Genomic DNA, 22,856 nt, shown 5'->3' on the forward strand with positions numbered 1-22,856 from the left:
TTCCTTACAAATTTATTAATTTCAAATCTCTCGTAGGATCATCTACAAAACCTGCACCCATATTTGGAATGCAGTTCAAATTAGTTTGTTGGCTTTTATTGTTATAATTCATCAACACAAAAAAGCTAGGCTCACAAAAAATTTGTGAATACCTAGCCTTCTTTATGCGTGTTCATTTATTAACCATGACATTACTTGTTTACCATATAATTCTTAATAAATTCTAAACTAATCGTGAAGTCCTTGATTTATACTATGTAGCGAAAGTAATTCCAAAAGACGACTCTTTAAACATCGCCACTTTCTTTCAGTTTGTTTGGTTTCAAACTGATTGTAAAACTAATCTGAATAAACATTAATAATATACCAATACAAACGATACTAACTAACTGCGAGTTTCCTGTAAACGCAGAATAATACATTAATCCAAATGATAAAAGTACTAAAGCCCAAATTGTAAATTGATATAAATTATAAAGTCCTTGGAACATGAGATGTTTTTGTCCATCGTCAAACTGATCTAATAGTTCTTTATTATAATTTTTTGATTGAGGATTAGGTAACGTAAATCCCGGGTTTGTAAGGTTGACAATTTTTTCACTAGGAAATGACTTGATTAATGCAAAAAACATCAGCACGATACTAGCCAAAACGACCTCTGGATATTCATCTCTAAATAATAAAAATCCGACTAATATCGCTATAAATGATAGACAACCTGCAATTTGTATATAGATAGTCATTGTATATGCTTTTCTTTCCAACTGAAACAAATGGAGGTCCTCTTGATCAAAATTAAGTTCCATATCCAATCCGATTTCTATTTTTCGCTTATGCAATTCGGCAATGATAAGTGCAACAAGGCTGATGAAATTTACAGTCATTAATACATTCGCTGCATCTGATAGATTGTTAAAATTTATAATCCATTTATAAACTCCATAAACAGCAACTGTAAAGTAAATCAATAACATTTTCATTACAATTCCTCCTCACTAAAAATAAAAATATTTTCTACTGGCTCTTGAAATACATGAGCAATCTTCACCGCAATTAGTAAAGATGGCATATATTCGTTTCTTTCAATCAAACTAACTGTTTGACGTGAAACTTTTGCTCTTTTTGCCAACTCAGTTTGATTTAATCCATCCCTTGCTCGCAATTCTTTGAGTCGATTTTTCATGTGATCACCTCAAATATATTGTAAATGATTCTTTTATTTTTGACAACGATGATAGTCAAAAATAAAAATATAATAGTCATTTCACAAAACATTTTCTATTTAAAAAACTTATGTTGTGAATTTAATAAACTTGATAGAATGTAAAAGACTAGGTACACATTATCAATGTGTGAACTTCACCCGAATTATTAAAAACAACTTTTCGAGTCAATTCACAAAATAATTGAATACCTAATCTTTTTTGTTTTTTATGCATTTTTGTAAATCCCAATATACGAATACTTAATAAAGAGCTTTGATAAATATTATTCACTCTTCATATGTTTGACTTCTTCGACCATACTTGAAAGCTTCATGAGCGTTTTCCAATTACGGACAGTTGCTGGAATCTCAAGTTTTTTTAGATTATTACCCAGTTTGGAATTTCGAATACTGTCATAGAATAAAAGATACACATCTCTTCCGTTTATGACACTAAGTTCTCTGTCGTTTGCAAAGGATAAAAACTTGTCACTATTGACCTTCGAAGGAGCTGTCGGCAATAATGCAACATGCAGACATTCACCTTTACATGATTGTTCCGCTTCTGTAATCTCCTTATCTGAAAAAGGGGGTTGACTAACAATCCGCTGTATTTCCTCTGCTGTCCGAATGACAACAACACTAGATATCCCAAAATCCTCTTTAATTTTATCGTGAATTTTCGTTTGCAAAGTCTCCTCAGTTTCGTCTGATTCAAAAAGGATGTTTCCACTTTGAATATATGTCTTCACATTTTGTAATCCTAATTGCTCCAGAGAACTTCTTAATTCTGCCATGATTATTTTATTGTGCCCGCCTACATTAATTCCTCTAAGTAATGCGATATAAATGGTCATACTATCCCGCCTCTCTTATTTCTTGAAAATTTCTACATCCTTATAGTGCTTCAAAGGCTTATCCTCTAGATAGTCCATAATCATCTCATTAAAAATATCTCGGCGCATCGTACTTAATGGATCGAATGCATCTTTGAATAGTGCTAACTTTGCATTTTGAAGATGGTTATAAATAGTTCGGGATCCTTTCCCTTCATCAACGCCCGTTACAACTTTCCCTGCACCACCCATTACAAGTGTAGGCGACTTTACTCGATGCAATTGATCCGTATGGGTTGGAAATGGTGCTTTTTTCATTGCAAGCAACATCTTCTTATCAATTGAAAAAGACTCCCTTAATATCCGCTGAGTATAAGGATCATCCTTATAGAACTTCATCATAATATTTATAATTATACGGTATGGAAGCAGACTAAATATAAAATTTGATATGGACAGCACCCAGCTAGCCGCAATAGTAGGCATCTCACTAAAACTATTAGAGATTACGAGCTTATCAACGTATGTTGGGTATTTTATCGCAAGCAATGTAGCCAATTGTCCACCTTGCGAAACACCGACTATATGAATTTTGCTAATCCCAAGAACATCTAAAAAACATTTGATATCCTCCACAATAATATGATGATCATATTTATTATTCGGGAATTCCTTTGTTGTATCACCATGTCCTCTATAATCGGGCATAAGCATTTGATAGCGTGAAGAGAATGCTTCAAATTGAGGCTCCCACATTTTCCATGATGCTCCGCTCCCGTGCAAAAACAAAACGGGCGTCCCTTGACCTCTAATTTCGTAATGGATAGTGATTCCGTTAGCATTAACTTTTGGCATAAGACTTCCTCCTACTTTGCATTGCGCTCTTTTCGCTCTTCCCACTGAACTAAAATTTGCTCCGTCTGTTGGATAACAAATTCAAAAAACTCGATACTCTCATCAATGGTTGATACAGCCTGTTCCTCTAGAACTAACTCCTTCGCTCTACGCAAATATTGGGCCATCATGGCACCTTGTGCAATGCTCGTATGCAAAGTCGATGCCCATGCGTCTGTATGCAATTGATAGAAATCTCGCTTGCTACCAAGAATCCCTACTTTACGAAATAAAGAAATTTGAACTCCCTGTCGAACGGACAATGATGCCATCCCTTTGCTAATTTGTAAATCGTTCACCATGTCATCGAGTGACTTTGGCGAACCCGATATCAACAAGTATCCCCATATCTTGCCAAGTGACCTTGCACCGCCTGATGACTCTATGTAAGCTTCAAAATCCTCTATTAATACCTTCTGCTCATCGTTTAATATAATATTATTCATATCGTACACCTCTTTGCAAGAGGCGATATATTGCACAGTAACATCTGACCTGACTTTTCGTTATCTCCGTACTCGGATTAACTGAGTAAAACTTACAAGCTACCAACACCAAAAAGAAAAGCACCCATCAAATGAGTGCCCTTACTATATTTCTTATCTATACGAATCATGAGTAGGTTGAAATAAGTCTTCTTCTGCATTTCTAACAACAGAAAAGTGTTCAACATTATAATGGCCATGAAGCGTGTTATTATGATGCTTTATTATTTGCTCAGCACTTAATACATCACTGTCCACTGTTGAATGCCCATCACCAACTAACGTGACATCCAAACCGTTAATTGTCGCTGTTCTAACTGCACTATCGATACAGTGTTGCGTTGAACAGCCCATAATCACAACATGTATAATCGCTTGAGACCTTATATCATTTAGAAGTCCTGTCCCATGAAAGCAATTTGTTGCAGTTTTATCGAATATCTTAGCTTCTTTTGGTACATTAATCCCATTATGAATTTCGAATCCTGGACTTTTTCCTTCAGCAACATCAAGATCCCTCACAAACACTATTGGAACATTGGATTCTCTTGCTTTTTCAATGACTATATTAATATTTCTAATAAGCTGTTCCTTATTATAAACAGCCCTTTCTTTCTCATTGCCATCCATTAATTCTTGTTGAGCATCGATAATTAGTAATGCTTGATTCAAATAACTGTCCCCTCTCTATTTGAGAAAACGCTATATAATCATTAGTTAGTCGTTTTCCCCTTTTTGTTTATCACGTTGACATAATTTTTGTTTGTCATAATACCTACCCCCTAAGCGAAATTGTCTTTAAATAATTTATTTTAAGACAACAAAACCTTATCACAATTTTCCATAATAAGAAACTTTATGTGATATGGAAGGTGCGTTGATTAACTATGTTTATCCATCATTATTCTCGGAATATTGTCAATCCAGCTGTACTCTTTTCATTCAATTTCCCTTCCTTCATTACTTTCTTATATTACATAGCGCTCGACGTAATTTTTCAAATACTAATAGTTTTTACACTCTCCTCAAATAGTTCAATTTCAAAACTTAACTAACACAAAAGATTGCCCACTATAAGTTCATTCATTTACGGAAGTATCTTTTTAAATACGGTGGGTAATCTAGGGTTAAGACGAGGAGTGAGATTTTGAACGTAAGTTATTCACAGATAGTTGTTGAAACCGTTATTACTTTTTTTGTGCTTCTTACACTTACAAGGTTTTTAGGTAAAAAACAGCTAAGTCACTTAACTTTCTTCAACTATGTAACTGGCATTACAATTGGTTCAATTGCAGCTAATATGGTTGTTTTGGATACAGGCAATTACACAAAAGAATTAACTAGCTTAATTGTATGGTGTTTGCTTAATACTATTATTGGTTACATTAGTCTTAAATCTGGAAAAATAAGAGTTATACTTGATGGTCAGCCAACAATTGTTATTAAAAAAGGGAAAATCGATAAAGAAGCTTTAGCAAAAACTAAAATTAATATCGATGATCTTACTATGATGATTAGACAGTATCAGGTTTTTTCAATTACAGAAATTGACTATGCTATCCTAGAACCAAATGGCATTCTTAGTATTCTTAAAAAGCCAGAATATCAAGGAACGCAGAAGATTGATTTAAAAATACTCCCACAAAGCCCAGCATTTATCCCTACTGAAATAATCGCAGACGGTAAATTACTAAAACGAAATTTATTAGAAATTGGAAAAAGTAAAGATTGGCTGAATAATGAATTAAAAAAAGCAAATATAAAATCAATAGATGAGGTTTTCTATGCAGAAATTCAACCTAACGGAGAAATGTTTATCCAAAAAAAATGATTAAGATGACTAAAATTTCAATGATTCCAACACTCAAAACTTGACAAAAAAAAATATTTATGTAATAATTTACTTTTTTTGATATTTATTTGTACAATAGGATTCTCCTGGCCAGGGGAATCCTATTTTTTTTGAAGGAGTGTATTTGCATGAACAAAGGTGAATCCAGTTTAACTTCATTAATCTCAGCATTTAGCAGAGCTTATCATAGCCAATTTGATAGCCCTAAAATTTTTGATGACTATCTAGCAAAAGATTTAATCACACAAAAAGAATTCAATGATATTCAAACAAATATGGTTCAAGGCATCCAATTTTTTAACAAAGAAATCGTAGAAATATTAAATGGAAATAGCGAAGAACTATTAAAATGGATTGTGCAAATTCAACTCTCCCCTACGCCATTGGCACGTGCAGCATATTGTGAAAAGGTTTTACTGAATGAAGTCATGTTAGGTTTACAACAATATGTCATACTCGGAGCAGGGTTAGATACGTTTTGCTTAAGACACCCGGAATTTGAAAACATTTTGGAAATCTTTGAAGTTGATCACCCTGCAACACAAGAATTTAAAAAGAAAAGATTAGACGAAGTTGATTTAAAGCTTCCTAGTAATGTACATTTCGTTTCGATGGATTTCACAAAAAAGTTTTCATATCAAAATCTTCTGGACAGCGGCTTTGACAATAAAAAAACGTTCTTTAGTCTACTAGGCGTTTCCTATTATTTAACGAAAGAGGAAACTTCAAGCTTGATTGAGCATTTGTTTGCAAATCTACCACCAGGAAGCTCCATAGTTATGGATTATGCAGATGAAAACTTATTTAAAGAACAAGGAATCTCTAATCGAGTGGACAACATGGTGAAAATGGCTACAGCGAGTGGTGAACCGATGAAATCGTGTTTTACTTATGAGGAAATGGAAATGATGTTAGAAAAATCAGGACTACTAATTTATGAGCATTTATCTCCAGCTAACATTAATGAGCTTTACTTTGACAATCGCAAAGATTATCTAACAGCCTTTGAAACGATTCATTACGTTCATGCTGTGAAAAAATGATAAAAGTTTGGAGGAATCCAATGAAGTTTTTTCAATTTTCTAAAGTAAATGGTAAAAACATCTCACAGTTTAATTCAAAATTTATTATGTCTCGCATTATTAACACCGAAGCATCAGCTAGTATCGGTTGCATGTATTTAGAAGAAAACGGTATTATAGGCTATCATCAAGCTGTTGTTCCTCAACTGCTCTTAATTATAGAAGGCGAAGGATTTGTAAGAAATGAACTGGAGCAATATTTCAAAGTCCAGCCTGGAGATGCAGTTTTTTGGGAAAAAGGTGAATGGCATGAAACTAAAACGACCAAAGGATTAACTGGAATCGTGATAGAATCTGAACAGTTAAATCCGTCAGCTTATATGCCTTTAAAATAAGTTACTACATTTTTAAACTATTTCTCAGGCAATTAACTATGCAAGAATAACATCGTATCATATGTTAGTAATGTAAGATGGTTTAGTCTTACACCTCCAAGCTTCGTTACTAAGGGTCACTTATAATAATAAGTGGCCCTCTATAAATTTACTGTTCAGGAAATAGTGTTTCTATATACTTTATTGACAAACTCCCAGTGGATTTCCATCAGGATCATAAAAGGTGAAAAATTTCGTCTCTCCTTCTCCATCTATTTCATTAACTTTTACATTCTTTTCAATTAACGATCGATAAGTTTCTTCAATGTCATGCGATATAAAATTAAAGAATTTGCCTACACCAAAATAATTGTCTGGGAAATTTAGTGGCGTATAATTTTTTGCTTTTACTAAACAAACAACTGTTTGAGATTCTTCATCAATTTTCATTACCGCTGCATCATCTTCTAAGTAAAGAAGTGAAAATCCTAGTTTCTCCTCATACCATTTAGCAGATAATTCGGGGTTTTTAATCGGAATAAATATTGCTTCTACTCCTTTCAATATGGGTTTACTCATATTTTTCCTCCTTGAGTTTTGCTTTAAAAGTAGGACTCAGGTCGCTCCACACATCAAATTTATTTCCGTCTATATCTTTAAAAACAAAATTTCTTCCCGCATGTCCCCTATTTTCAATTTCTCCAACTGTAATTCCTTTATCGATGAAATCTTTATGGGTAGTCTTTAATGCACTTAATCCATCAACCTCAAAGGTTATTTAAAAAACGCTCCTCTCCATAGCAATCAATGAAATTTGAGCTTTGATTACTCGTTGCTCTAACAAGAAAAAAACTTTGATTGGCAAAATTAAGAATAGCTTTATCATTATCTTGGTAACTGCATGTTGCTCCCAGATTATTTACATACCATTCATAGAATTGACCTTCAGGAAGCCCACTTCTTCAGAGCTGGGAGGAATGAAGTGCTTTTCTTTACAGAACGTATGTTTTTGTTGTATATTGTGAATAATCAAAAAATAAAGGAGTGACGGGTAATGACGAAATCGAAAAAAGATTGTTTTATTATAGAACAGAAGATAAATCAAAGATGTTGTACACAGGACATGGCAACACCATCTGTGGAGAGCTTTGTAACGCTTCTCTTAAGTATATAAGAACCCCGCTGCTTTAGCTGTGGGAGTAGTCAGTCATCCACTCACCCTCTCCAATTTCTTTAATGAATTATTCTATTTTCAGCTTTTATATCCGTTCTGGCCAATTTTACAATTTCGACGCTCCTTACAAAATGCCAAGTGGCGTTAACTGTAAAGTAGCGTTTTTCTACAAGGAAATGATAAATGTCAAAGTCATCCCAATAAGAAAAGTAAAGATTCTCCTCAAATGTCCACATATCTATACTAAATCTCACCTTTTTTGTAGATTAACTATATTAATAAAAAAATTGATTCTATATATTATAGAGAGAGAGAATTGTATAAGGACTTTAATATCCAATTGTATTTGATTCATAAAAATTTTTGAGGGATATTGCTGTCGGAGATAAAATATATTCTTTAGTATGGAGGAATTTTGAAATATGGAACAAAAACAATTAACCAAATTGCGACCTAAAGGTTTTTTTCAGTGGCTATTAACAGGCTTTTCAGTAGTACTAACACTTCTTACTGCCATGATTGCATATGCCATTTTTAATACAACTAATATTCTTAGTGTAGTTGGTTTCCTTGGAACGCTCGCATTGTACACTCCATGGTTTTTAGTAATACTAACATTTTTTATCATAGTGTTAGTAATACTTGCTTCATGGAAGAAAGCTAAAATCGCTCAATTCATTTCGATTTCATTATTGTTAATAAATGCATTTTTAATTATAGAGCCAATAATAGAAATGGAGAACTATGCTAAAAAAGAAAATGTTCAAGTTTCACTTTATTCTCACTTTTTTAACAACAAAACAGAAATATCATCAACGTTTACAAAAGATATCGTATATGGAAAAACTACAGATGGTGTTGAGTTAAAGCTTGATATGTGGCCCGCCAATGAAAAATTGAAAAACACACGTACCCCCGCTGTTATAAAGGTACATGGAGGCGGATGGGTTGATGGTAGTAAAGCGAGTACCCCTTTTTGGAATCAATGGTTAAGTGAATTAGGATTTACTGTTTTTGATATAGACTATCGCATGCCTCCTCAAGCAGGATGGAAAGATGAAGTAGCTGATGTGAAATCAGCAATAGGATGGGTAGTAGAACATGCGGATACTTACAAAATTGATCCTGAAAAAATTAACTTAATGGGTGATTCAGCAGGTGGAAATCTAGCTATGCTTGCTGCTTATAGTATGGGAGACACAACTTTACCACCGTCCATCGATGTACCTTCAGTACGTATTAATACCGTGATTAACTTTTACGGACCGTCAGATATGACAAAATTTCATGAGAATAACCCTAGTCCAGGCTATGTGCAAAATGTTATGAAAGAGTACATTAGGGGCACACCTTCACAATTTCCTGATCGTTATCAAAAGCTTTCTCCTATCAACTATATTGGAGAACACACACCACCTACCATTATGTTTTTAGGAACGAGCGATAGTCTTGTCCCAACAGAACAAGCTACAATATTGGACAGGGAACTTTCAATGAATAATGTTTCTCATGAGATCTATTATCTTCCGAAAGCTGAACATGTTTATGATGGAGTACCAGGTAATTTGAATACCCAAATTACTTACGAGAAGCTCAAGGTATTCCTTCAGAAATATAACAAATAAAATGATACGCAAAAAAATAGTAGATCAGTTGATTTTCAAAAGCCCCCTTTCGAATATAAAGCCTGAGTGGACTTATACACCACCAAGTTGTTGTGCATACTAGCTCACATTACAAAATGACCAGACCCACTTTTGAGTTCTGGTCATTTAATTTATTACCTTTACAATTATTGATCACTATACTTGAAGGTTTTTAAGGAAATAATTAGTGTCAAAGCTAGGCATCCTATTAAGAGGAGTAAAGATTCCCCCCATGTACTAAAATTATTTAGGAATGCGGCTTTTATGCCATTCAAAAACCATTCAAATGGATTCACTAGACTTATATATTGGATAAAATTTGGCGCTTTTTCCATTGTAAAAAATGCATTACTACAAAGCAGCATTGGTATCATCAGTACATTCGCAGTCATACTCAAATGCCCTTCATTTTTCACGAGACTTGAAATAAAAAAGCTTAAAAATACAAAACTTAATGAAGCTATTAGAATAATTGGTGTCATATAAAAGAGAACATTAAAGGAAAATTTCAATTGATTGATAACTAAAGCAAATAAAAGCACTATATATGACAGGATAATAGCTATGACAGACCATGAACTCGAAACACTGACGATATATTTCCACAAAGGCATAGGTGTTGCGTGAAGTAAATTATAAACACCTCGTTTTCGTTGAGACAACGCTATAAAAGCAGTAGTCATAAATGAATAAAAAAATACACTAACAGCAATGATTCCTTCTACATAATCTCCTGAATAGCTCGGTAAAAAAATTCTTAACGCAATAATAGCGGCGAATGGCATTAAAATTGACCAAAATAGTAAATACATATCTTTCATGCTAGATTTTAAATTTAATAAAAAAACAGTTTTCATCCTCTTGCTCCTCACTTTGTTAATTCAAAAAATAAATCCTCTAAATTTTGAGTTTGGTATTGCGCTATTAATCCATCAGGTGAACCATTTGCCATTATTTTTCCGTGATGCATAATCAAAATTCTGTCAGCTACATTCATAACCTCCAACATATCATGAGAAGAAAATAACACGGCAACTCCACTTTCTTTTAATCGCTTAATGATATGTTGAATTTCCTTTTGCCCCCGCGGATCTAATCCTGCAGAAGGCTCATCCAAAATGACTAGCTTTGGATTATGCAAAGTAGTCACGATAATGGCTAAGCGTTTTTGCTGTCCTAATGACAGTTTGATGGCAGGCGTTTTTTTAACATGTAGTAAATCAAAGGCTGCGAGCTTGTCATCAATCATCTTATCCGTTAATGAAATCCCATAAAATGCAGCAAATAATTTCATATTATCTTCTACGGAATAACCTTCGAAAAATGGTGTTGATTGAAGTTGCGTACCTATCTCCTTTTTGTAATCAGAAGTCCAATATTCAATTGTTCCACTGTCTGGGGGAACAATTCCAAGGAGCATACTGATAGTAGTCGTTTTCCCAGCACCATTCGAGCCAATTAAAGCTACTATCTCACCTTCTTTAATATCAACATTTATACAATCAACGACACATCTTGCCTTATAATTTTTCGTTAATTGATTAGCACTAAGTAGCCTTTTCATATTTTCTCTCCTCGTATCAATTTTGCCTCGGCATAATTGCGTTCGGAATCGGCTTTGTACTTGCAAAAAACACCTTTCCGATCCCGTAACCCGCCAGAGGCTTTAATTTCTTTCAGCAAATGTTTTTGTAGCGAAAGCGAAGCGTCAGCTACAGATGTTTTTTGTAGCGAAAGTGAAGCGTCAGCTACAGATGTTTTTTGTAGCGAAAGTGAAGCGTCAGCTACAGATGTCCAAATACCCGTCCGAAATGATTCAACATTGGATATTCAACGTTGACTATATAGCTATTTTTTAACTCCCTCATTCGAGAGAGTCATTTTTTTTCATAATTTCAATAGCTTGATTGACAAACCTTGATTGTACTTTTACAATTTCTAGCATATTATCAAATGCTAGTTGTGTTAACGCTGGTATTTCACCTTGCATAGCAATCAGCTTTGCCTCATAACCAGCATTTATAGCCTTTTCTTCTTGTTCTAAAATCTTTTTTTGCTTTTCTAATGCTTCAATAGCTCTATCATTTGGTAATTTAAATGCAAATGATACGCCTGAATACAAAGTTGTAGGATAAACTACAGAAGATTTTTCAAGGGCCTCGATAACCAATTCTTGTTCATGTGCCCTACCCTTTTCAGTAATTTGGTAAATTGCTTTTTGCCTATGACCCGTAGATTCAATACTAGCCACCTCTATATAGCCATCTTTTTCAAGCTTCTTTAGGGCATTGTAGATAGAGCCTATTAGCACACCACCCCATCGTTCAGCATCACTCAATTCAAGCATTACTTTAATATCATAGCCAGTCATTGGTTTAAACCCCAACATAGCAAGAACTAATAACCTTGTCATAATAATCACCTTTTTATATTCAACGTTGAATAAATTGACTATAACGATTCTTCATTTTTTTGTCAATAGGCTTTTACAGACTAAATTAAAATTTTGTAAAAAACAAAATACATCATAATAAAGTTTTTTATGATAGAATAAAAGATATTGCACCATCAAAGGGCATGTTTCAATTCTCGCTGTAGCAAATTTATTTGCTACAGCTTTTTATATTTACGAAGGAAAATAGCCAAACACATTAATGAATTTTATTTCCAGGCGTGTTGATTAGGAAAAAATAGGTTTATTATTGATCGATGCAAGGGTTTTTCTTGTTGCTATTTTGTGTCGAGCCCTAAAACAGAATCGCTAAAGCTACTTTCGTTCGTTTTATAGGGATACTTTGAAGATTTATCGAAACAAAATCGCTCTTTATCGAAACTATTTGGGCTTTTATCGAAACCAAATCTCATTTTATTGAAACTATTTGGGCTTTTATCGAAACCAAGCTCTTTCTATCAAAGAAATCAACCACATGTTATGATGAAGAGTTTGTAGCGTAGGGCTACTCGACGCTCGCTCGCAGGAAGCCTTGCTCTGTGTGAAAGCGAAGCGACAGCAATAAAGCGAGTAGCCCGTAGCGGAGATCAGCCCCTTCTAATTTAATTAGGATGGATAAAAATGGTTAATCAACACACCTGTTTTATTTCAATACTAATTCAGGAATTTACTATGATTAGGTAAAGCAATCTGCTCAAATTCAGTTGTTAGCTTATACAAATTTTTTGTAAGTTCTTCTCCCTTCATTGGTAATCCGTGTCCAGTAACAGCGACTGAAGGTTTTAGTGCTTCTAATTTTTTTACGGAATCCCAAGCAGCCTGCCAATCCGTCGTAAAATATCGTGGCGGCCCACTAATTTCCTTTTTTTGTAACAACACTTTATAGAGCGATTCTTGTTTAACCGTAACAAATGCATCTCCGACAATTAACGCTCGATCTTCATCACGAAATAAAGATATATGCCCTGGCGTATGACCCGGAGTATGAATCCAACGAAAACCTTGCATAAAAGGAATACTACCATCGGCCGGGAGCACCTCAACATTGTTCCCTAAGTTAATAGCTTCATTCGGGAAAATTGATGACACTTTTGCTAATAAGCCACCATTTACAATTGGATCAGGTTCAGGATAATTTTTTTTACCCGTTAAATAAGGTAATTCTAAAGGATGGGCATAAACCGGCATACCCCAGTGTTCAATTAAATCAATTATCGCCCCAACATGATCAAAGTGACCATGAGTCAAAATTAATGCTTGAGGACGACTAGTTGATCCAAACCTCTTCTCTGCTATTGAAATAATGTTATGCGCACTTTTTGGCATACCAGCATCCACTAAAACAAATTCACTTTTATGAGGATTACCGTAAAGCACAATATTAACAATTTGAATCGTATGCTGGTATAAATCAGGTAATACTTCAATACCATCTCCGCTCCAAATTGAAGTTGCTGGAATATATTTAAAGTCGCTACCATAGTTCATATCTTCATGCACGGAAAACCCTTCTTCCTCATTAAATTGTAGACAATCATATTTTTCCTTTATACAGTAAAAATAATGCAAGAAAAAAATGGATTATAATTCAAAATAACTAGCGACTTTGTTAGCTAACTTCCGCTTCATGTCCCCTTTCAATCGCCCTTGCAAAAGCCTCTTCCCCAATCGACACATGTCATCTTTACCATAGGCAATAAGTAATAAAATAGTCATATTGTATATTGTTACCTACAAATGTATAATTTTACTATCCTTCACTAAAAGTGAGTGATTATGATTTAAACTGCGCCAAATAAAAAATATGGAGAGGAACGTGAAAGCTTGGAGACCCTTATGTATATTCTAGGAATTATTGTAGCGATTGTATTTTTAATTATTGTAGGTTTAATTACAGCAAGCAAACGAATTACGAAACAAAATAAAAAAATGCGAGTAGAGATGGAGATGGCTAACCCATTATCGAAGGAGAAACAGCATTTGCTTGCCTACGGTGCCAATCTCGCTCTTTACCGCTCTGAGTCTCCACGGATACTGCAGATGAACGTAGATCATGAAACTTTGAAAGAAGGCCTTTCTTCATACTGGGACATTAGTAATTCAGAGGAGGCTGTGCAAACTCTGGAATGGCTGCTATCGGAAGGGCACCGTACGAATTTTGATGAGCTTCTTCTGGCGCTGAAAACTGGACAATCTTTTACAGAGGAGGAAGTGGGTAAATCGCAGGAATGCTATAAATCCGCTCAAGAAGCGATGATAAAGAAGCTTTCCTTTATGAAATCCGATTTTGACCAGGTGAACACTATTGCTGCTTGGGATTTTGAACGAGCTGTAAATATTGCAAGATGGAGCTACATACTTGGTTATTTAACCGAAGAACAGGCATGGAGCTATATTGATAGAGCAGCTGATGCGGCTAGTCCTTTCTTCCAATCCTGGAAGGACTATTTTATTTCATTTGCATTTGGCCGTGCCATTGCTTACGAGGGTGACATTTACGATATCATTTGGAACGGGAAAGAATTGCTGGAAGAAAAGGATTCAATTTGGAATGAATTTAGCATTAAGCTACCCGTAGCAGGAAGCCGATAATTTAGCATTGGACAAGTTTTATACAGTAAGAAAAAATGGAATATGATAAAAACTATTAGAAAAAACCTGCTAGATTTTAGCGACTTCCTTAGCTAAAATCTAGCAGGTTTATTATTTACGAACGGCTTCAAATGTTATCAAAGAATGCTCTTTTGAAGGCTTCTTGTTATAAATGTATTCAGCGGAGCAAGTAATATCAGAAAAACCTATGCTCGATAATATGTGCTGGAATTCTTCTATCCCGTACCATCTTATCGGAAATCTTTGTAATTCTGTATCTATTAATTTCCCATTTCTCCATTTTTCATATTTTAAAATGGTTAGCGTATATTGATCGACCCAGTTCATTTCAACGGATTTTCGTTCTAAAGCAATTCCTTCCTCTTTGGAAATCTCATAGTAGGATGAAGTAATCTCCCCTGTTCGCCAGTCTGTAGGTAAAAGCAAGTCTACAATTAGGCGACCTCCAGGTATTAAATGATTATACATACATGTTAATGTATCCATCGCATCTTTAGTATTCTCTATTAAACAAAACGAACCTGTCGGCATAACAATCGCTTCATATTTTGAGTCTAATGAAAAATTGCTCAAGTTACCTTCATATAAATTCGGCTTGAATCCTCTTTCTTTACAGTAGTTCCGGCATAAATCTAACATTTCAGGCGAGTAGTCGATTCCCTCAACATTATATCCGTTTTCAAGTAAAGGAATTAAGAAACGTCCAGAGCCAACTCCTGCTTCAAGTACTCTTCCCTTAGCTCCTTTTAATCGTTCAAGATAATATTCAATATCCCCGCCAATAGAATATCCTACTGGTTTTGTTAAATCATAAAGTTCTGTACATAAAGGACCGTAATAACTATACATTTCAATTTTCCTCCGATTTCGCGCAGAAGAATCTTTTAATTTCTCACTTAATTCTCCCACACCTTAAATTTGTTTGATGGAAAAATAGAGTTGACTATCATTATTAATCACTTACTTTCAGGTTCATCACCATAGCGTGTGGTTGATTTCCGTTCCGACTAGGCGCTTTGTTGCTGTCGCTTCGCTTTCGCACAGAGCAAAGCTTCCAGGGGGCGTCCGATGAGCCGCTTCACTCGCTCTGCTCGCTCCAGGGTCTCATCTGTGACGCTAATCCCCTAGGAGTCGCCCAGCCTCCACTCCAATCAACCAATATACAGTAAATATATTTAAAAAAATGTCATCCACTACTTTTGGTAAAATATAGTAATATTATACATTTCTAAACAACATAACTCAACATATTTATTACTCCACTAAAGCGAGGAGGTGATTTCCATTCTGACTGGACGCTGTACTAGGGGCGTCCAATGAGTCACTAATCCCAAAAGAGTAACATAGTCTTTACTTAAATAAACTTATACACATTACCAAATTTCCGGAAATCAACCTTCTTATAATCATGGATTGATTTTTTTAAGAGCCCCTTCCTAAAAAAAGATTTGTTTTCAATCATTTCTACAATATAATGTACGAATTAGCACAAATTATCAAAAAAAACTTATATTTTAGCTATAACATTAAAAAGAGAAAGGGGCTATGGTATGGATTATTTTGAAAGAATTCAAAACTCTATTGAATATATTGAAGAGCATTTTCAGAATGAACTATCAATTGCAGAAGTATCATCAAAATCCTATTTTTCAGCTTTTCATTTCCAAAGACTTTTTCAAGCAATTACTGGATTTTCGGTTCAACAATATATTAGAAATAGAAGGCTTTCCGAAGCTGCACAATTATTAGTAACAACCACAAAAAACATATTAGAAATCGCGATGACGTATCAATACGGTTCCCATGAAGCATTTACACGAGCCTTTATTAATCACTTTGGGATAACTCCCGCGCAATACCGAAAAGTAAAAAAGCCAATTCCCCTTCAAACCAAAATAAATTTTTTGGATTATAAAATGAAAGGGAAATTGATGATGAACAAGCCTGAAATCGTTCACCTCCAGAAAAAGCTTATTACTGGATATGTATACAAAACTACTTTATTGGACGAAAAGTATTTTGTAGATATTCCTGAATTTTATTTTGATTTTGGTAAAAATCAGTATTATGAGCGGATCTCCAATAAAGTTACACCCAATATGGCTTATGGGATCACCACTAATTTTCAAGAGGATGGACATTTTTCCTTTATCGTAGGCGAAGAAGTACAGATAAATAATATTTCTTTAGGTGGCAGCTTCGTCAATACAGAGATCCCCGAAGGAAAATATGCGGAGTTTAAAATTGATGGGACTTCTGAATCCGTTCAAAATACAAGACGTTATATTTACGGAGTTTGGCTGCCAAATTCGAATTACAAAAGAAATAGCGGCCCTGATTTTGAGATTACTGATGTAGTAAATTCTAAATTTCCAAACGATATGAAAATGAAAATTTACATTCCGATAAAGTGAAACTTCATTCAGAGGGAGATTTTTTTATCCCTCAAAGAATAATAAAGCCTTCACGTCCTGTGAAAAAGCTTGTGTGAACAACATCCTGGTGCAGTCGCTTCGCTTTCGCACAGAAAACATCTTGTTGCTGTCGCTTCGCTTTCGCATTTTGTTGCCCCTAACCAATGGGACGTTTGCTGGCAGTTATATACTTATAAAAAATGAGGAGAGAATACAATGAATCTAGAAAAAGTGTTTGCAGAGTTCCCATTATTAAGCTCAGAAAATCTAGTGCTGAAAAAAATTGAGGATGCACATTTACAGGAAGTATTTTCAATCTATGATAATGACAAAGTATTTGAATATTGTGGGATTATCCCTAAACACAATATCCAAACTGTGGGTAAAATGATTGGGCATTTTGATAGGGATTATCAGAAGAAAAGCCGAGTTAAATGGGGCATTTTCCTAAAGTCTCAAAGTGATACATTGGTTGGCATTATAGAAGCAATGGATTTTAATCAAAAAGTGAATATGGTGACGATTGGTTACTTTTTAGCAGAGGATTATTGGGGTAAAGGTATTGCAACTGAAGCCGTTAAAATTCTCGTAAAATTTTTATTTGAGGAAGTTAATGTCAATCGCATACAAGCGGATGTTATGCCATTAAATGAAACATCCAAAAAGGTTCTCCTTAAAAACGGATTTTTAAAAGAAGGACTTTTAAGACAAGCTACGTTATGGTCTGGTAAAGGAGTAGTGGATTTAGAAATATACGGATTGCTAAAAGAAGAGTACAAAGTGAAATAAATAATTTTCCTTAAAGATTGTGTGTTCTATTCTTTAATTTTTTGAAACGCTCTTTCGATATGATTGTATGCTTTTATGATTTCCCCCTCTCTTTGCAATAATAAAGGGCCTTTGTTGATAAGGTCATAAAATGATACGTATAAAATTAGGTTTTTGTAAATAGACATATTACCCATTCACCTTGGTTTTTCAACATAGACTAATCATTTGGATTGCCCGAGCTGCAGTGCATACTCCTGGAAATAGGAGAAACGGCTATGCTAGTAATCATTGACTCTGAAAAAATCGAAGCCATTCGTAATAATACCCCTTCAGGCTAATAATAAGCAAACAAAGTTAACACTCTAGGCTCTTCCAATCTGGAAGTAGCCTTTTTGGAATGAAGTGACTTAGCTTCTATTGCACATTTAAAAAGACTACATTTCTATAGCCATATTTATAACTGTAATTTACCAAGTTTCTCCTGATAACAAATTGACCATTTCGTCAAAAGTGCATACACACCTAATTTTTGCTAACATCATTTATGAGATAATAAAATTAATACATAATATCAACACGCCGAAAGAGTGATTCTATTGAACAATGAGTATAAACTTATCAACTCGCAATACCGTAACATGCGAATAGCTTATTTCATAGTTATTGTTATCACCATTTCACTCGGCTTAGCTTCTAGAAAATGGAGTACCCTACTCCCGTCATTTGTAGCGCAAAACGCAGGGGACATACTATGGGCGATGATGGTCTATTTCGGATTTCGATTGTTGCTAGTGCGTCAGAGCACCGTCACAGCCATTTTGCTCAGTTTTTTGTTTAGCTTCGGCATTGAATTTAGTCAATTGTACCAGGAAGACTGGATTAATCAGATTCGTGGTACATCACTCGGGGCTTTGATCTTGGGCAAAGGGTTTCTTGTAGAGGATTTGGTTCGATATACAGTAGGGATCATGATTGCTACTGTATTAGATAAGCTGGCACTTAAGTTCACTCTTCGAAGTTAAATCAACAATTTAATTTTAGAATAAAAAATGCTCATCAACATAACGTGTGGTTGATTTCCGTTCCGACTGTGCGCTTTGTTGCTGACGCTTCGCTTTCGCGCAGAGCAAAGCTTCCTTGGGGCGTTCGATGAGCCGCTAATCCCCAAGGAGTCACCCAGCTGGAACGAAGATAAACCTATATACATTTGGATACGTTTTAGCAAATAAATCCACAACTTTTAGTGATGAGCCATAAAAAAGCTACTCGGACTATTTATTTTAAACAATTTTAAACAATTGCCCCGCCAGTTAAAAATTATAGTTGATTACCATGAAATACTTTTAATATAAAATCAAGTTCTGGTACTTGTAATTTATGATACGATTCTAAAAAAGAAGTGTTATCATAAGTTGCTTCTTCCAATTTAATTTCAATTGTTTCATTCGTAAATGCTATAATTGCATAAGGTGCTGTTGATTTATCGTTACAACCAAGGGAACCTGGATTCAAGTATATCGTTTTATTCCCTATAAAATAATGAGTGGAATGATGGTGTCCAAAACAAATCAATTTTTCATTGTTACCTTCAAATAATTTTTCTAGGTTTTCATTACTTGGGGTAACAATTGAACTAAATGGATCCTTACTAATATGTTCATTTTTGTAATTGTTTTTAATTTGGTAATGAGTAAATAAAATTGAATGTCCTTCTATATTTTCTTTAATTGTACGGTTTAATTTTTCTAACTTAGGAATAAATGATTCATCCAGTCTATCTAAAATCCATTGATGGTGTTCTTTTGTGTGAGCATGACTTTTGGGATATTCTTGACCTTTTGCTAAGGCTAAGATTGCTTCATCGTGATTACCAGTTATTATTAAAATATCATTTCTAGAGAAAAGCATTTGTAAAACTTCATTAGAGTCAGGACCAATTCCAATCATGTCTCCCAAACAATATATACGTTCAATGTCTTTTCTGCTATCTATATCAGAAAGAACGGCATTTAATGCTGATGCATTGCCGTGTATATCTGTAACTATTGCTATTCGCATAATTAGTTTCCCCATTTCAAAAATTTACTATATATTCTCCTTTACCCATCAAGATTCCTTCTCCACACGTTAGCCATCCATTTAGCGAAAAAAATGAAAGATCACTAAATTCTTTCGTGGGAGTTCAATAGTTAATTGCTATTCAAACAATGAAACTTTTGGTTCTATTCCATAACAATGAACAAGCATTGAGTTTAATTGCCCTCTGTGGTGATAAACGTGAGCTAGAATCTCTAATAACCATTCATATCGTGAGTATGTTACACCCCAATAAGAAGTAATTTTCTCATGAAGTTCAACTTCTGTATAATTCATAAATTTATCTTCTAATAATTGATAATTTTTTATCAATGCATCTTTCATCTCATTTGGACTCTTATATGAAACACTTAAATAAAATTTATTCATCTTATCTTGAGATGCACCATCTGAAATAAGTGAATCAGCTTTACAAATAACGGCAATATGTTCTAACAGTTCTCCTATGGAATATTTGCCAGGTGTAGGTCTCTTTTGCAAGTCATGTTCTGCTAACTTTTCTATCATCTCAATAATTGTCGTTAAAGCGAATTTAATTTGATGTAATGCGCTTTTACAATATATATTCATCTTATCCTCCTTAATTTTAAAACTCTATTCAACTAATCTATGTTATTAACTTAATAAACGAATAATCAGATGCTCCTTTATAGCGTAACATATTTTAAAATATTTGTTCGGAGAAGTGTGTATTGTCAATAGGTCTTTATATTCCCTTGTTTTTTGAATGCGCTTTGTATATCATTGAAACTTTTGATGTTTTCCCGGAAGCTTTACGAATGAAAATTGGATTATTTTGATTAAATAACACGGCTGATAAAAGAAGGTGAACATATTACATTTAACTCCTTAGCCAACAGCATACCGCCCTTTCTAAAAGTCAAAAACACCTTTATAATTCTAGGTAAGGTAAATTAGTACAATGAACGAGGAGGTATTTCAAGAAGAAATGTTGCAGATATCCATTTTGAAATGTTCTATAAAGAGCACCAAGAAAATACTTCTAATATTTCAATCAACATTTGACACCATTGTCCATAAAAAAGGAAATATGGAAAACGCAGATTTAAACTTTGATAGCTTATCCTTATACTTAGAACATAAATTTCCCGACAGATTAAATTCGGACAATAGCACTGATATTTCAGATTTATTGGAAAGTCTAATTTCTCATGGCTATTCAATGATTCAAACACTTGATGAGCAGATAGATAAAGGATTATTAGCTTTTTATGCATATGAAGAGGACGCTTATGATGAAAAATATTTTTCAAAAACTGGTGTCGTAAGAAGTATTCTATGCATGTTAAATAAAAAATTTGAAAAGCATATATTCCCACTAAGTAAAAAGAATGAGGATAAGTATGCTCCGTACCGACATTTAATAAATAATGACTGATTAATTAGCGTACTAGTAAAAGGGCCTTGAATTAACAAGCCCTTTTCATTTGTAGGAGTCCCCAGTCGGAACGAAGAGCAATTAAAATACAGGGCATATATTTAAAAAAATGTCATCCACAACTTTTGGTGATGAGCCAAATAATTATAAAATTAAAAGCAGAAAAGGCTCTTTGTCCTTTTCTGCTTACTGTGTATCTATATCCCAATCTCTATTATACTGATCAAGACTTTCTATCATATTCTTAATCACCTTTAAGGCACAAGGCTACTTCCCAAAAGTATCCTTGCCAGGTAAGGTATCATCAAGTTTTTGCCACCACATCATTTCTCACTGACGTTCAATATTCTGACTTATAGCTTATCAGATTCCACTCCGTATTTATTGAAGATTGCATTGTATTTATTTTCAAAAATAGACCATCGCTGTTCCGTTCCGTACTTTTCCTGCAATGCCTTCAAATAATTTTTAGCCGCTGCTACTTCATTGGATTGTAATAAAAAATGAAAGCTCTCCTCGCCCAGATGTAAAAATGAACCTAAAGTGTAATAATCAACAATGGATCTTGCACTAGTCATAGTATCAAAGAAATGAATAACCTCTTCTAATCCACTTAGCAGCGTTTTTCTTAATTCATCCATATTCGTATCAGGAGTGATTGAAAATCGATCTGGTACAGACTTCACAATTTCCCCAATTCTTGCTCTGAAGTGACACTCTGCTTCTTTTGGTGCTGTCAGAATCTCTCTCGATTGTAACTGTGCCAACTCAGCCGCATAAATACCGCAGTTCACATAAAACATTACATTGTCCGCTGAATTGCCAGAGGATTTTTGGAAATTGAACATGTAGATGAGGCTATCTGTTACCTTATAGAAATTCAAACTCTTCTTTGCGAAGCCACACTTGGAAAGGAACGGTTTTACGTCCTGCTTAATCAAATCACTATAGAGCTGTTGCAACATGATACCTCCTAGAAGAATACTAAAGATTTTTTGTTTCAAATACGTATTTGCTAAGACTTTCGAAGATATTTTCTATACTAGAATAGTCTTTTTGCAAATATCTTTTTTACAAATTCAGTTTTAAAATTAGTATATTCATTAATATTTGGTGAGTTATTTTGTCGTAAATAATCTTCTTTAATATTGGCATACGCCTTTTTTTCAACCTCATGCTCATTTAAATAATCTCTGAAAAAGATAAGGTTTGTCCACAATTCCTCTTTAAAACTTACTGCATGAATAAAATGTGTTTTCACCTCAAATTTTTCATTTGTAAATTTTGCAAATACTACTTCATTTGTTCTCTCTACACGTAGTCGATAAAAACCAATTTTTCGAAGATTCTTTTCCATTTCCTTATCGATTTTATGAAGATCATCGACACCTAATAGAATATCAATAATTGGCTTTGCACTTATCTTCTCAATTGCAGTACTTCCAATATGCTCTATACGATTACCATCAATTTCTAAAACAGATTGTATTTCTTGCTTCACATTTAAAAATTCATTATTCCATTCTGAATCAAATGGTACAATTCTTACTTCATTATTTTTTAATCCAAGTTTTATAATGATTTCCCCCTTTGTGTCACCGATCTTACCTAGCATTAAAAACT

At 34.2% G+C, this 22,856-nt stretch carries 27 protein-coding genes and 1 pseudogene; 10 read left to right on the forward strand and 18 right to left on the reverse strand.

Annotated elements, in window-relative coordinates:
- Window positions 1-287: 287 nt before the first annotated feature.
- The 6 genes from QUF91_RS15225 to QUF91_RS15250 form a co-directional block, all read right to left on the reverse strand.
- The gene (locus QUF91_RS15225) at window positions 288-980 is read right to left on the reverse strand and encodes a DUF3169 family protein (protein WP_285397266.1); all 693 of its coding nucleotides are present in this window, start codon (window positions 978-980) and stop codon (window positions 288-290) included.
- Window positions 980-1,183 carry a helix-turn-helix transcriptional regulator gene (locus QUF91_RS15230; protein ID WP_285397267.1) on the reverse strand — a complete coding sequence of 68 codons (204 nt, stop codon included), beginning with the start codon at window positions 1,181-1,183 and terminating at the stop codon, window positions 980-982. The genes QUF91_RS15225 and QUF91_RS15230 overlap by 1 nt, the downstream gene beginning before the upstream one ends.
- 305 nt (window positions 1,184-1,488) lie before the next feature.
- The gene (locus QUF91_RS15235; protein ID WP_285397268.1) at window positions 1,489-2,061 is read right to left on the reverse strand and encodes a DUF1697 domain-containing protein; all 573 of its coding nucleotides are present in this window, start codon (window positions 2,059-2,061) and stop codon (window positions 1,489-1,491) included.
- Window positions 2,062-2,076: 15 nt separating this feature from the next.
- Window positions 2,077-2,895, reverse strand: coding sequence for an alpha/beta fold hydrolase (locus QUF91_RS15240; protein WP_285397269.1), 819 nt, complete (start codon window positions 2,893-2,895; stop codon window positions 2,077-2,079).
- 11 nt (window positions 2,896-2,906) lie between these two features.
- Window positions 2,907-3,380: a GbsR/MarR family transcriptional regulator gene (locus tag QUF91_RS15245; protein ID WP_285397270.1), complete on the reverse strand. Its 474-nt coding sequence runs from the start codon at window positions 3,378-3,380 to the stop codon at window positions 2,907-2,909.
- 153 nt (window positions 3,381-3,533) lie between these two features.
- Window positions 3,534-4,091: a cysteine hydrolase family protein gene (locus tag QUF91_RS15250; protein ID WP_285397271.1), complete on the reverse strand. Its 558-nt coding sequence runs from the start codon at window positions 4,089-4,091 to the stop codon at window positions 3,534-3,536.
- 475 nt (window positions 4,092-4,566) lie between these two features.
- On the opposite strand from QUF91_RS15250, the gene QUF91_RS15255 reads away from it, so the two are divergent.
- From QUF91_RS15255 to QUF91_RS15265, 3 genes are all read left to right on the forward strand, one after another.
- Window positions 4,567-5,250 carry a DUF421 domain-containing protein gene (locus tag QUF91_RS15255; RefSeq protein ID WP_285397272.1) on the forward strand — a complete coding sequence of 228 codons (684 nt, stop codon included), beginning with the start codon at window positions 4,567-4,569 and terminating at the stop codon, window positions 5,248-5,250.
- A 149-nt stretch (window positions 5,251-5,399) separates the two neighbouring features.
- Window positions 5,400-6,314: a class I SAM-dependent methyltransferase gene (locus tag QUF91_RS15260; protein WP_285397273.1), complete on the forward strand. Its 915-nt coding sequence runs from the start codon at window positions 5,400-5,402 to the stop codon at window positions 6,312-6,314.
- Window positions 6,315-6,334: 20 nt separating this feature from the next.
- Entirely contained in the window at window positions 6,335-6,688 is a 354-nt protein-coding gene (locus tag QUF91_RS15265) for a cupin domain-containing protein (RefSeq protein WP_285397274.1), read from the forward strand.
- Between the two features lie 180 nt (window positions 6,689-6,868).
- Here the strand turns inward: QUF91_RS15265 and QUF91_RS15270 are convergent, their stop codons facing one another.
- Together QUF91_RS15270 and QUF91_RS15275 are read right to left on the reverse strand one after the other, a co-directional pair.
- Window positions 6,869-7,246, reverse strand: coding sequence for a VOC family protein (locus QUF91_RS15270; RefSeq protein WP_285397275.1), 378 nt, complete (start codon window positions 7,244-7,246; stop codon window positions 6,869-6,871).
- A pseudogene (locus QUF91_RS15275) lies at window positions 7,239-7,596 on the reverse strand (VOC family protein); the annotation flags it as partial. The gene QUF91_RS15270 and the pseudogene QUF91_RS15275, both read right to left, overlap by 8 nt.
- Window positions 7,597-8,263: 667 nt before the next feature.
- Between QUF91_RS15275 and QUF91_RS15280 the strand changes: the two are divergent.
- Window positions 8,264-9,466 (forward strand): alpha/beta hydrolase, encoded by a 1,203-nt coding sequence (locus QUF91_RS15280; RefSeq protein ID WP_289418345.1) that lies wholly within the window; start codon window positions 8,264-8,266, stop codon window positions 9,464-9,466.
- A gap of 167 nt (window positions 9,467-9,633) precedes the next feature.
- Here the strand turns inward: QUF91_RS15280 and QUF91_RS15285 are convergent, their stop codons facing one another.
- Window positions 9,634-10,344 (reverse strand): ABC transporter permease, encoded by a 711-nt coding sequence (locus tag QUF91_RS15285; RefSeq protein ID WP_285397277.1) that lies wholly within the window; start codon window positions 10,342-10,344, stop codon window positions 9,634-9,636.
- Window positions 10,345-10,355: 11 nt separating this feature from the next.
- Complete coding sequence (locus QUF91_RS15290) at window positions 10,356-11,051, reverse strand: ABC transporter ATP-binding protein (protein WP_285397278.1); 696 nt, start codon at window positions 11,049-11,051, stop codon at window positions 10,356-10,358.
- Between the two features lie 154 nt (window positions 11,052-11,205).
- Here QUF91_RS15290 and QUF91_RS15295 point away from each other — a divergent pair, with 154 nt between their 5' ends.
- Window positions 11,206-11,346, forward strand: a complete 141-nt coding sequence (locus QUF91_RS15295) for a hypothetical protein (RefSeq protein WP_289418348.1) — start codon at window positions 11,206-11,208, stop codon at window positions 11,344-11,346.
- A 5-nt stretch (window positions 11,347-11,351) separates the two neighbouring features.
- Here QUF91_RS15295 and QUF91_RS15300 read toward each other — a convergent pair whose 3' ends face one another.
- Window positions 11,352-11,900, reverse strand: a complete 549-nt coding sequence (locus QUF91_RS15300; RefSeq protein ID WP_285397279.1) for a PadR family transcriptional regulator — start codon at window positions 11,898-11,900, stop codon at window positions 11,352-11,354.
- Window positions 11,901-12,593: 693 nt separating this feature from the next.
- The gene (locus tag QUF91_RS15305) at window positions 12,594-13,439 is read right to left on the reverse strand and encodes an MBL fold metallo-hydrolase (RefSeq protein WP_289418349.1); all 846 of its coding nucleotides are present in this window, start codon (window positions 13,437-13,439) and stop codon (window positions 12,594-12,596) included.
- Window positions 13,440-13,775: 336 nt separating this feature from the next.
- Between QUF91_RS15305 and QUF91_RS15310 the strand changes: the two genes are divergently transcribed.
- Window positions 13,776-14,531 carry a DUF1266 domain-containing protein gene (locus QUF91_RS15310; protein WP_289418351.1) on the forward strand — a complete coding sequence of 252 codons (756 nt, stop codon included), beginning with the start codon at window positions 13,776-13,778 and terminating at the stop codon, window positions 14,529-14,531.
- Between the two features lie 111 nt (window positions 14,532-14,642).
- Here the strand turns inward: QUF91_RS15310 and QUF91_RS15315 are convergent, their stop codons facing one another.
- On the reverse strand, window positions 14,643-15,401 hold the full coding sequence (locus QUF91_RS15315) for a class I SAM-dependent methyltransferase (RefSeq protein ID WP_289418352.1): 759 nt from the start codon (window positions 15,399-15,401) through the stop codon (window positions 14,643-14,645).
- A 701-nt stretch (window positions 15,402-16,102) separates the two neighbouring features.
- Between QUF91_RS15315 and QUF91_RS15320 the strand changes: the two genes are divergently transcribed.
- Window positions 16,103-16,966: an AraC family transcriptional regulator gene (locus QUF91_RS15320; RefSeq protein WP_289418353.1), complete on the forward strand. Its 864-nt coding sequence runs from the start codon at window positions 16,103-16,105 to the stop codon at window positions 16,964-16,966.
- Between the two features lie 24 nt (window positions 16,967-16,990).
- Here QUF91_RS15320 and QUF91_RS15325 read toward each other — a convergent pair whose 3' ends face one another.
- Window positions 16,991-17,113 (reverse strand): hypothetical protein, encoded by a 123-nt coding sequence (locus QUF91_RS15325; RefSeq protein ID WP_289418354.1) that lies wholly within the window; start codon window positions 17,111-17,113, stop codon window positions 16,991-16,993.
- Between the two features lie 69 nt (window positions 17,114-17,182).
- Here QUF91_RS15325 and QUF91_RS15330 point away from each other — a divergent pair, with 69 nt between their 5' ends.
- Both QUF91_RS15330 and QUF91_RS15335 read left to right on the forward strand, forming a co-directional pair.
- Window positions 17,183-17,755 carry a GNAT family N-acetyltransferase gene (locus tag QUF91_RS15330; RefSeq protein ID WP_289418356.1) on the forward strand — a complete coding sequence of 191 codons (573 nt, stop codon included), beginning with the start codon at window positions 17,183-17,185 and terminating at the stop codon, window positions 17,753-17,755.
- A gap of 569 nt (window positions 17,756-18,324) precedes the next feature.
- Window positions 18,325-18,759: a ribosomal maturation YjgA family protein gene (locus QUF91_RS15335; protein WP_353957851.1), complete on the forward strand. Its 435-nt coding sequence runs from the start codon at window positions 18,325-18,327 to the stop codon at window positions 18,757-18,759.
- Between the two features lie 295 nt (window positions 18,760-19,054).
- On the opposite strand, the gene QUF91_RS15340 is transcribed toward QUF91_RS15335, so the two are convergent.
- Both QUF91_RS15340 and QUF91_RS15345 read right to left on the reverse strand, forming a co-directional pair.
- On the reverse strand, window positions 19,055-19,795 hold the full coding sequence (locus QUF91_RS15340; protein ID WP_285395905.1) for a metallophosphoesterase family protein: 741 nt from the start codon (window positions 19,793-19,795) through the stop codon (window positions 19,055-19,057).
- Window positions 19,796-19,933: 138 nt separating this feature from the next.
- Window positions 19,934-20,404 (reverse strand): DinB family protein, encoded by a 471-nt coding sequence (locus QUF91_RS15345; protein WP_285395904.1) that lies wholly within the window; start codon window positions 20,402-20,404, stop codon window positions 19,934-19,936.
- 352 nt (window positions 20,405-20,756) lie between these two features.
- Here QUF91_RS15345 and QUF91_RS15350 point away from each other — a divergent pair, with 352 nt between their 5' ends.
- A complete protein-coding gene (locus QUF91_RS15350; protein WP_289418358.1) occupies window positions 20,757-21,233 on the forward strand; it encodes a hypothetical protein in 477 nt (158 codons plus the stop codon).
- 353 nt (window positions 21,234-21,586) lie between these two features.
- On the opposite strand, the gene QUF91_RS15355 is transcribed toward QUF91_RS15350, so the two are convergent.
- On the reverse strand, window positions 21,587-22,198 hold the full coding sequence (locus QUF91_RS15355) for a DUF4304 domain-containing protein (RefSeq protein ID WP_289418360.1): 612 nt from the start codon (window positions 22,196-22,198) through the stop codon (window positions 21,587-21,589).
- Between the two features lie 77 nt (window positions 22,199-22,275).
- Window positions 22,276-22,848, reverse strand: a complete 573-nt coding sequence (locus tag QUF91_RS15360; RefSeq protein WP_289418362.1) for a GrpB family protein — start codon at window positions 22,846-22,848, stop codon at window positions 22,276-22,278.
- Window positions 22,849-22,856: the final 8 nt, after the last annotated feature.

This window comes from Lysinibacillus sp. G4S2, assembly GCF_030348505.1.
GTDB lineage: Bacteria > Bacillota > Bacilli > Bacillales_A > Planococcaceae > Lysinibacillus.